Origin of the sequence: Streptomyces sp. NPDC001787 (assembly GCF_040297465.1) — a bacterium.
Classification (GTDB): Bacteria; Actinomycetota; Actinomycetes; order Streptomycetales; family Streptomycetaceae; genus Streptomyces.
Genome location: NZ_JBEOZE010000034.1, coordinates 80,049 through 89,249 on the forward strand (window position 1 = coordinate 80,049; position 9,201 = coordinate 89,249).

9 protein-coding genes and 2 pseudogenes are annotated in these 9,201 nt (G+C 68.0%); 9 read left to right on the plus strand and 2 right to left on the minus strand.

The window, feature by feature from the left end; translation table 11 throughout:
* The first annotated feature begins 6 nt into the window (after positions 1 to 6).
* Positions 7 to 324 carry a hypothetical protein gene (locus ABT170_RS33480; protein ID WP_329941885.1) on the plus strand — a complete coding sequence of 106 codons (318 nt, stop codon included), beginning with the start codon at positions 7 to 9 and terminating at the stop codon, positions 322 to 324.
* Between the two features lie 837 nt (positions 325 to 1,161).
* Here the strand turns inward: ABT170_RS33480 and ABT170_RS33485 are convergent.
* Positions 1,162 to 2,391, minus strand: coding sequence for an MFS transporter (locus tag ABT170_RS33485; RefSeq protein ID WP_351873723.1), 1,230 nt, complete (start codon positions 2,389 to 2,391; stop codon positions 1,162 to 1,164).
* Positions 2,392 to 2,510: 119 nt separating this feature from the next.
* Between ABT170_RS33485 and ABT170_RS33490 the strand changes: the two genes are divergently transcribed.
* The 6 genes and pseudogenes from ABT170_RS33490 to ABT170_RS33515 all read left to right on the plus strand — a co-directional run.
* Complete coding sequence (locus tag ABT170_RS33490; RefSeq protein ID WP_351873726.1) at positions 2,511 to 3,374, plus strand: helix-turn-helix domain-containing protein; 864 nt, start codon at positions 2,511 to 2,513, stop codon at positions 3,372 to 3,374.
* Positions 3,375 to 3,414: 40 nt separating this feature from the next.
* Positions 3,415 to 3,684 carry a hypothetical protein gene (locus ABT170_RS33495; protein WP_351873729.1) on the plus strand — a complete coding sequence of 90 codons (270 nt, stop codon included), beginning with the start codon at positions 3,415 to 3,417 and terminating at the stop codon, positions 3,682 to 3,684.
* Between the two features lie 102 nt (positions 3,685 to 3,786).
* Positions 3,787 to 4,341: an EF-hand domain-containing protein gene (locus ABT170_RS33500; RefSeq protein WP_329940430.1), complete on the plus strand. Its 555-nt coding sequence runs from the start codon at positions 3,787 to 3,789 to the stop codon at positions 4,339 to 4,341.
* Between the two features lie 1,021 nt (positions 4,342 to 5,362).
* Positions 5,363 to 5,890, plus strand: a complete 528-nt coding sequence (locus tag ABT170_RS33505) for a hypothetical protein (RefSeq protein WP_351873732.1) — start codon at positions 5,363 to 5,365, stop codon at positions 5,888 to 5,890.
* Between the two features lie 33 nt (positions 5,891 to 5,923).
* A complete protein-coding gene (locus ABT170_RS33510) occupies positions 5,924 to 6,646 on the plus strand; it encodes a phthiocerol/phthiodiolone dimycocerosyl transferase family protein (RefSeq protein WP_351873735.1) in 723 nt (240 codons plus the stop codon).
* A gap of 40 nt (positions 6,647 to 6,686) precedes the next feature.
* Positions 6,687 to 7,259, plus strand: a pseudogene (locus ABT170_RS33515) (IS5 family transposase); the annotation flags it as partial.
* 106 nt (positions 7,260 to 7,365) lie between these two features.
* Here the strand turns inward: ABT170_RS33515 and ABT170_RS33520 are convergent.
* The gene (locus tag ABT170_RS33520) at positions 7,366 to 8,109 is read right to left on the minus strand and encodes a hypothetical protein (protein WP_351873738.1); all 744 of its coding nucleotides are present in this window, start codon (positions 8,107 to 8,109) and stop codon (positions 7,366 to 7,368) included.
* Between the two features lie 281 nt (positions 8,110 to 8,390).
* Here ABT170_RS33520 and ABT170_RS33525 point away from each other — a divergent pair, with 281 nt between their 5' ends.
* Both ABT170_RS33525 and ABT170_RS33530 read left to right on the plus strand, forming a co-directional pair.
* The gene (locus tag ABT170_RS33525; RefSeq protein ID WP_351873741.1) at positions 8,391 to 8,708 is read left to right on the plus strand and encodes a hypothetical protein; all 318 of its coding nucleotides are present in this window, start codon (positions 8,391 to 8,393) and stop codon (positions 8,706 to 8,708) included.
* Between the two features lie 303 nt (positions 8,709 to 9,011).
* Positions 9,012 to 9,201: pseudogene (locus ABT170_RS33530) on the plus strand (recombinase RecA); the annotation flags it as partial.

Sequence of the window (9,201 nt, forward strand, 5' to 3'; positions counted from 1 at the left end):
GAGCACATGGCGAAGAAGGACCGGACAACGGACGCGGGGGAGAAGGACCGCGAGAAGTGGATGGCTCGTTTCCAGGTACGACTGGCCATGCAGCCGGGCGTGGACCGGGCAGTGGTGCTCCAGGCGGTCAAGGAAGTCACGACACACTGCGCGGATACGGGGGAGCACCCGAGGACTGCTTTCGGCGACCCGGACGCCTATGCCGTTCAGACTGCGGCGCGGCTGGTGCCGGCGGACCGGGCGGAGCGCGCGAGGCGGCATGACACCGCAGTGGACGCGCTCGGCTCCGTGGTGAAACGGGCACGGGACATCGCCGGTCTGTGACCGTTGAAGCGACGCCCGCCATGCCGGTGACAACCATCGTGCTTCGGCTCATCTCCCAGAACCTCACAGGTGTTGGGGGATTGGGGGATGCCCCGGTCACTCAGCCCAAAGCGATCATTGAATGTGACGTTGCGTGCCTTGCCCCCGGCCGTGGTCTGATGCCGGCGCGGGGCCGGTGCGGCGGTGGCGTCGGCCAGGCGCTCGGCGGCGAGCACCGCCTGCCCGGGGCACGGCGGTGGGCGAAGACCCGGGGTTGTCGACGGCGGGTCCTGTGCCCAGCGGGCGTCGGCCGGTCCTCGCGCGTTCTGCTCCCACGGGCCCGTCTGGTTCGGGATCCTCGTTGGATGACCTGCCGCACGGTGACGCGTTTCTCCTCACGAGTTTCGAGTTCCGGACACGGCGTGCACTCGGGCGGCCTTGCGGTGCCGCGCCCGGCTGATGAGGTGGCGGGCCTTGGAGCCCTGGAATCAGTGCGCCGGTTGAGCCCGGTCTCCTTCGCGACCTCCCACGGGCCCATCGCGCCGGACTCGTACAAACCGCGATAGCGTCGCAATTCCAACCGGCGATGAGGATCCAGGGCCACCCTTGCCGTCCTCCCACCGCCCTTTCAGCAAGACGACAGCAGGCTCCCCGCCCCCCGCCCCCACCTCCCGCCGCATTGACCTTGGTGCACTCTCGTTCGTACGAGGTGGCGCACGTCCACTTGTACGCCCGCACTGCCGTGCAGAGGGTTTCGCGAGGACGCCGTGCTGATGGTGAACGGCACCCTGATCCCGCGCTGTGGTTCCGCACTCGTGATCGCGGTTCGCCCCCGCGATCTACCGTCCGGCTGGGGACTCAGACGTGCTGGGCCACCGGGTCGGCTGTCACCGGGTCGGCTGCTGCCGGGTGGCCTGCCGTGGTGTGGTCCGTCGAGGTCTGCCGGGTGGTGTGGCGGCGGTGGGTGAGGAGGAAGACGGACAGGCCGAGCAGCGTCATCCCGGCGCCAACCGCGGCCAGCGCCGGATACGCCGACGACTGGTCAAGGACGATGCCCCCGACTGCGGAGCCGAGCGCGACGCCGGAGTTGAACGACGCGGCGGCGAGCGCGGACACCAGGACGGACGACGAGCCGACCAGGTGGAGTACGTAGGACTGCAGCGGCGGCACCATGCCGAAGCCCGCGCCGCCGAGCAGCACCAGCAGGACGAGGACAGCGGGCAGGACGGAACCCAGGGCCCCCAGAGCCAGCAGCGAGACGGTCAGAGCGCCGAGGATCACGACCACGGTGCGGGTCACCGACCGGTCCGCGTAGCGGCCCCCGAGAGCGTTGCCGCCGATCAGCCCCGCACCGAACAACAGGAGCAGCCAGGTGAGGGAGTCGGCGGAGACGCCGGTGACGGTCGTCAGGTAGGGGGCGATGTAGGTGTAGACGACGAAGAGCCCGCCGTAGCTGAGAGCGATGGCGAGGAAGGCCGCCCACAGGGCGCCGCTGCGCAGAACACCGAAGCCGCGATCCTCCGGCCGGCCTTCGCTGCCCGCGGTGCTGCCGGGCAGGAGCATCCACATGGCTACGGCGCCGACGAGCGCCAGGGCGGACACGACCCAGAAAGCGGCCTCCCACCCTGCCGCGCGTCCCATGATGTTGCCGATGGGGACGCCGATCACGTTGGACACGGTGAAGCCGGTGAACACCACGGCGATAACCGTGGCCCGACGGGAGTGTGCGACCAGGCTGCTGGCGATGGTGATCGCGATCCCGAGGAAACTGCCGAGCATCGCCCCGGCGAGCGCCCGCGAGGCCGACACGACCAGCAGGGAGCCGGTGGCCGCGGTGAGGACGTTGGCGGCCATGAACACCAGGGTGAGGCCGATCACCAGGGGCTTGCGGGGCAGACGCATCGTGGCGGCCGCGACGAGCGGTCCGCCGATCATCGCGCCGAGCGCGAAGCTGGTGGTGACCCAGCCGGCCCGGGACACGGACACTCCCAGGTCGTCACTGATGAGCGGCAGCAGACCGTTGGGGACAAGTTCGGCTGTCCCCAGGGCGAAGGCGGTCAGAGCGAGAGCAATGATGGGCAAAGGCATGCCCTCGATGCTGGGAGAAGTCCTGGTCAGCTACCAGATCCCTTCTTTTGCACGCCCCGGGAAGGGTGGCACTCGTAGGGATATGGTCGCGCCCGCCCGCATCGCTTTAAGGTTGATTTATGAATGATCCGGGTGATCTGGCCGTCTTCCTTCGGGCCAAGCGCGCCGCGCTGCCGCCGGAGGACACCCCCCTGAACGGATTCGGAGTCCGCCGCCGGGTCCCGGGCCTGCGACGGGAAGAGGTCGCCCAGCTGGCGGGCGTAAGCGTCACTTACTACACGCGACTGGAACAGGGCCACAGCCGCCACGCCTCCGACGAGGTTCTGCTCGCCCTGGCACGGGCCCTGCAACTCTCGGTCACGGAGACGGAACACCTGCTCGACCTGGCACGGGCCAAACGCATCCCTGCCACGGCAGACCACGGCCCGGAGACGGTCAGCCCGAACGCCCGGACACTGCTCTCCCTCGTCGCCACCCGGCCGGCCATCATCCTGGGACGCCGGAACGACGTACTGGCCTGGAACGACCTGGGACACGCCCTGATCGCCCCGCACCTGCCCTCCGACGCTCCCGAGCACCCCAGTACCCAGCCGTCCTTGCCCCGCCTGCTCTTCCTCGACCCCCAGGCCCGAGCCCTCTACCGGGACTGGGGCAAGGAGGCGGCCGACTATGTCGCGTACCTGCGGCTGATCAGCGGGAAGTACCCGGACGACGAGGTCCTGACCCGCATGATCGGCGAGCTGTGCGTGAAGGACGATGACTTCGCCGCCCTGTGGGCATCCGGACGCGTCGGCGAATGCGTCGCCGGAACCAAGCACATGATCCACCCGGGCGCAGGCCACGTGACGGTCGACTTCCAGCTCTGGGCCCAGTCCGACCGGCCCGACCAGCGCCTGGAGATCTACGAACTCCGGAACGATCCCGACGACTCGCGCGTCCGCGCGCTCCTCACCGCGCCCGCCCTGCTGGCAGGCACCCGATGAGCCTGCCACCGCAGGCGACGGGCTCACCACGGTGCTGGCCGTGATCGGGGAGCATGTCGATGTGCAGGTCGGCCGTGTCACGGTGCGACTGCCCGGGGTTGTGGCCGAGGCCGCGGTGGGCGCCTGGGAGCGTGACGAGTTGGGTGATGTCGGGGAGGAGACCCATGAGCAGTATGTGCTGCGGGATCAGGCTGGTGATCTGGCACTGATCGGTCTGGTGATTTCGGAGCGTGGGCGCTGGGAGAGTGAGGAGGTCGTGATCGACCTGGATGTCGTCCTCGCGAGGGCAGCCCTGCGGGCGTCGCTGTAGTCACTGGATCGTGTGACGTACAGGGATATCCGGCATGTGTTCCGACTGGTTCATCTCATGCTGGGGGAGCCCGAAAACAGGATCACGTAAGGACGCTTTGTCATGACTACCGTTGCTGCCCAGGACGCCATCACCGTCAAGCTTGAGCGCACGTTCGACAACATCGATGCCAACCACGACGGCTATGTGGACTGGACGGACTACAAGGCGCTCGGCGACCGCTACGTCCAGGCCTACCGGCTCGGCAACGACGACCGCAGGGCCAGGGCCATCCAGACCTTCTGCCAGATCTACTTCCTGGAGCTGCTGCGCCACGCCGGCGTGGACGGGGACCGGCTCACGAAGGACCAGTTCGTCACCGCCAACCGCCTCGCGGTCATCGACACCAGCCGCCTCAACGTCACCGAGGGCGGCGGCCACGCGATCTTCGACATCATCGACGTCAATGGCGACAACGAGATCGGCAAGGACGAGTTCGCCCGCTTCCAGAAGGACGTGTGGAAGAGCGACGCCTCAGACGCGATGGACATGTTCGCCAAGCTGGACACCGACGGGGACGGTGCGATCTCGCGCCACGAGTTCATCCGCGCGGTGCGCGAGCACTTCCTCTCGAACGACCCGGACGCGCCGGGCAGCGTGTTCTTCGGAGCCATCTGACCCACCGCTCCGAGGCGGCGGCCCCGGATCAGCCTGACCACTGCGTGCCCCACCGTCGTATCTCGGCGGTGGGGCACCGTCTTTCACGCCACCAGGAGCCCCTAGCCCCGTCTGTTTGAGTACCTCGGTGGTCACGGGGATGGCTGCTCAGGGGCCAGATGAGGCTGAGGTGACCCAAGCATCAGGCTTGTGCGGCATCGGCGGTCGGTGGGGGCAGTACCTCCGTCGCCGATGCCAGGCTTGTGCACACGACGTCGGCCTGGCCGCACCGTTCGCCGTCACCCCGGCGCCCCCGCGAACCGCCATGCCGGAACCCGCCGCGACGACTCCCGCCGTTCCCCGGGACATTCCCGATGGACCCTGCGTTGGGACGGCGGACACCTGGTTACCGCAGCCCCGTGAGGTGCCCTCGCCGAGACAACTTCGTGCCCATGCTCCACACCGTCAACGCCCAGGGAGCGGCGCTCGCTACGCCATCGAGGAAGTAGCTCGCAACTGAGAACACCTGACCGTGAATGTTCGTATCTCCGCCTTCCGGGTCGATGCGACCTACCTGGACACCGGCATCGCATTCCCCGCCGGCTACCAGGTCCGGATGTCCCTGGAAACGAAACGACGGGCGTGATGGCGGACATCGATGAGGACATCCCCTGGAATCCCGCACCAGCCCAGACCGCAACGCTCATCCAGGCCTCTGATGACGTACGCGACGCCCTCAACTACGCTTAACAGAAAGGGCACTTGAAATCACGACAATGGTCGCAGGCCGGCAGGGGGCACGTGTCCCTGTTCCCGCTCACCGCGTGCGCCTGCAGAACTGAAACATGCGGCGCGCCGAGGGATCAGCCTCCTTGGCGCCGAACGGCTGACGGGATGGCGCACAGCTCGTTTCCGCGTACCGGCGGGAGCGACGGCGCGGAGGAGGCATCGCGCTGGTTCATCCGTCCGGGCGGACGTGGACTCTTTGGCCCCGGAGCGGCGCTCCGGTAGGTGATGGTGCATCGGTCCCATGGAGGAGTTCATGATGGAGCGTTTTCTGGCGCCGCACGAGGCGGCCATCGACGCGGCCGGTGTCCGCGTCGTCCTGTACTGCGATGTGGAGGGTGATCTGGACAATGCGGTCCTCAGCCAGGCCCTGGACCATCTGCGGGCGTGCAGTCCGCTGGTCGCTGGGAAGATCACCCCGGGCCGGGACGGAAAGCCGCTGGTCCGTATCGAGGACTCGGCTCCGGGGCCGGTGCTGGGCCACGGCGAGGATTTCGACGACGAGATCAATGCCCCTGTCGCCTGGGACCGGGGGCCGTTGCTGCGGCTGACCGTGCTCCGCGAAGCCGGGGGCAGCCGGGTGGCGATGACTCTGCCGCGGGCATTCGTCGACGGGATGAGCTACCTGTCCCTCCACCAACGACTGTGGGACACCTACACAGCCCTGGCCATGGGCGGCCCCCTCCCCGGCAGTCTTGTCCAGCCGGTGCTGGGCCCCGCACTGGACGACCTGCTCGCTACCCGATTCACCCCGGAACAGCTGCGGGACTTCGTTGCCGAATGAGCACAGCTGGATACTGAGGCGCCGCCCACGCTCGTGCCCGCTTCTGCCGCTCGGGACGGCCATCCCGGCACGGACAGGCGTTTCCGCATCATCGGAATCGATACCGACGCGGAACAGGCGAAGCGACTGGTCCAGATCGCCCGGAGTGCCTCGCTGACCCTGAACACCCTGGTCTCAGGCATCCTGCTGACCAGCCTGCGTTCCCTGTTCCCCGCCACTGATGGCCCGGAGAGGCTACTGTGCACCACGGCCGTGGACATGCGCCGTCGGCTCACCCCGCCACTGCCCGCCGAGGTCCTGCAGTCCGCGGCAACCACTACCTCCATCCGGCTGGAGGTCAGTACCGGAACTCACTCCGTGGCAGCCGGTCAGGCCCTGGACGCTCGCCTGCGGGCCGATCTGGACAGCGGCGCCGCAGCGATGGAGCTGGCCGCCTTCCCCTACATGCTCGACCAGCACCCACCCAGCCTCGTCATCACCAACGTGGGCAGCATCACCGAACCGGACCTGCCACCAGGCCTGCGCATCAGCAACACTCGCCTGGCGCCCCTCGGCCACGTCCCCATGATCTTCGCCGTCGTCAGCCGCTACCAAGGACGCCTGGCCATCGACCTGACCTACAGCCACGCCTGGTACACCGACGACCAGATGCAGGGCCTGGCCCACACGGTGACCGCCACCATCGACGCCCTGACCGCCGGAGAGCCGCAGCCGGCAACGCCAACCCGGCATGCACCCGGGCAGGTAGCCGTCTGACCCTCGCACACCGGGCACGCCACTGGTTCCCCTGCAGTCGGCATCTGTGTGGCCCCGCCCGCACGAGATCCTCGTGGCGAGTCTGTGGGCGGCGGGCCTGCTGGAGATGGACGACGCAGCGGTCGACGGCTCCCCAGTCGGAGCCTCGCAGGGGGCTCACACCCGACCTTCGCCGGTCGACCGCGCACGTCCGGGCAGCAAGCACCACCTGATCACCGATCGGTACGGCCCCCTCGGCCGTCTCGCTGACAGGCGGAAACCGGCACGACCCACCCGGCTGATGCGCCTGCTGGACGCCCTACCTCCGAATCCGTGGTGCGGGCGGGCGTCCGCGTCATCGGCCGGCCCGGCTGTTCGCCGACCGTGGTTACGACTTCGACAAGTACCGTCGCCTGCTCCGGTCCTGGGGAATCATGCCGAGGATCGCTCGCCGCGGTGTCTCTCACGGATCTGTCCTTGGAAGACCCGCTGGGTGGTCGAGCGGACGTTTGCCTGGCTCCACCAGTTCGAGCGGCTCCGCACCCGCTGCGGGATAGGCGTCGACCCGCCCCTGGGGCACTTCCAACTCGCCCGCACCATCTTCTGCTGGCGATGGCTCCGAACCTCATTCTGAAAAAGATCAGTAGTGGTCAACGTCGGAAGTCCTTCGGGGATTGACTCAGAGTCGGACCTGTGCAAGGCCTCGACCACATCTCATGGCCCTCGGACAGACTGGGCGCCTACCTGGTATGGGTGTACGAGTAACCGGGCTCGGGATTGGGGGCCGGACCGAGCAGCTTGATTCCCCGGCGGAAGGGTGCCTCACCCGCGAGCGCGACAACGCTCAATCGCGTACACGGTTCATGCCGAGCAGAGCAGGCTTGCCCCGCTTGCCACGGCAGTGACGAGATCCGGTGCGACGAGCCGTGCCATCGTCGCGTCGACCTCCAGGCCGAGCCACTGGGCAGGCTGGTGCCGAGCAGGTCCACGTAGCCCTCGTGGTCGTCGCCGGCCCGGAAGATGGGCGACTCGCCGGTGTGATCGCACCAGTCGCTGACAAGTTCGACCCACTCGCCGTGGTCGGAGGCGATCTGGATCAGTGAGCGGGCGACGGCCGGGTCGAGCATCACGCTGTCGCCGACCTCAAAACTCCGCCAGGTGGCGGCCGTGGCGCGTAGGGCCTCCGCGGCGCCGTCGAACCAGGCCTGGTATCCGTAGTCCAAGGTCTCGTGGACCGGACGAATCGAGCTGTCCACCCGTGCCACCGACAGCCGGTACTCGGGGCCGTAGCCATGACCGTCGAGATAAGCGGACGGGGCGAACATCTTCGGGCTCATCAACGTGTCGAACAGTGTGCCCCATTGCGGGCTTCGCGCCCGTAGCTCCCAGAATCCGATCAGCGAGGGTGGGAGCGGGGTGCCGAGGCGCAGCTGCAACCTGGTCAGCAGCGTCGTAAAGTCCGCCGACGGAGCGTTGGGCTCCATGCTTGCTGGCGGATCCTCCGAGGCTCAGACGCATCAGCTTGAGGCCTTCGCCGTCGGCCGGTCGGCCGCCGGCATAGGCGAACTGGCCGAGGTGGCGGGCGTCCAGGCCGGGGAGCTGCCGCCCGGCGGCTCAGCCGCGCGGGCGGCTTCTGAGCAAGGGAGGTCACGAGCGCACGTCGCGCTCCATGCAGCGGGGCCGTTCCCACGCGTGCATCGTCCGTGAGACGGGCCTGCATGTGGGCACCGTGCGGTCCTGACGAGGCCGCTTCGCCGACGAGAACATGCCCGGCTCGGCCGACCGCCGGCGCCCCGGCCGGTACCCCGGCCACGCTTCCTGGTACAACGAGGTGGAGATCTGCTTCTCCGTCGTGCAGCGCAAGGTCGTCTCGTCCAACGACCTCACCGACCTGGCCCCGGTCAGGGACCGGCTCCGAGGATTCAAAGACCGCTGGAACGCCACAGAACAGCCATTCCAGTGGAAGGTCACCACCTCCGACCTGGACGATCTGCTGGCCAGGCTCGACCGACTCACCGCCGATCAACGGAAAGAATCCTCCGCGCAGCCAGTTATACGCCCTCCGAAAGACTTCCGACGTTGACCACTTGGCTTCCGATCACAGCGCACGGCTCTGGATGAAATCCCGGTCACATCCGCGCAAGCGCGTCGTGGTGAAGAAGGGACACGGGCAAGTCGCAGGCGTCGGCGATGAGTCCACGGGAGGCACCACGCGGGAGTCGACTATGCCGCTCCATTGATAGTATGCAAGCGACACGCATATCGATGAGATGCGCTTCGCTGGACGCGTGTGCGTTCGCGATCTCTTCTCCTCCGCGTCGGGACCCGCTGTCATCTTCTCCGTGCGACAGTCGTGTGGAGCGAAGAGTGAGCAGCGGGGTTGCACATGGCTCGCAAGGGTGAAGCGCTGGATCTGGTACTGGCGCAGATTGAGCGGCAGTTCGGCAAGGGCGCGGTGATGCGCCTCGGTGAGCGGCCGATCGAGCCCATCGAGGTGATTCCCACCGGGTCGACCGCGCTCGACGTCGCACTCGGCGTCGGCGGCCTGCCGCGCGGCCGTGTGGTGGAGGTGTACG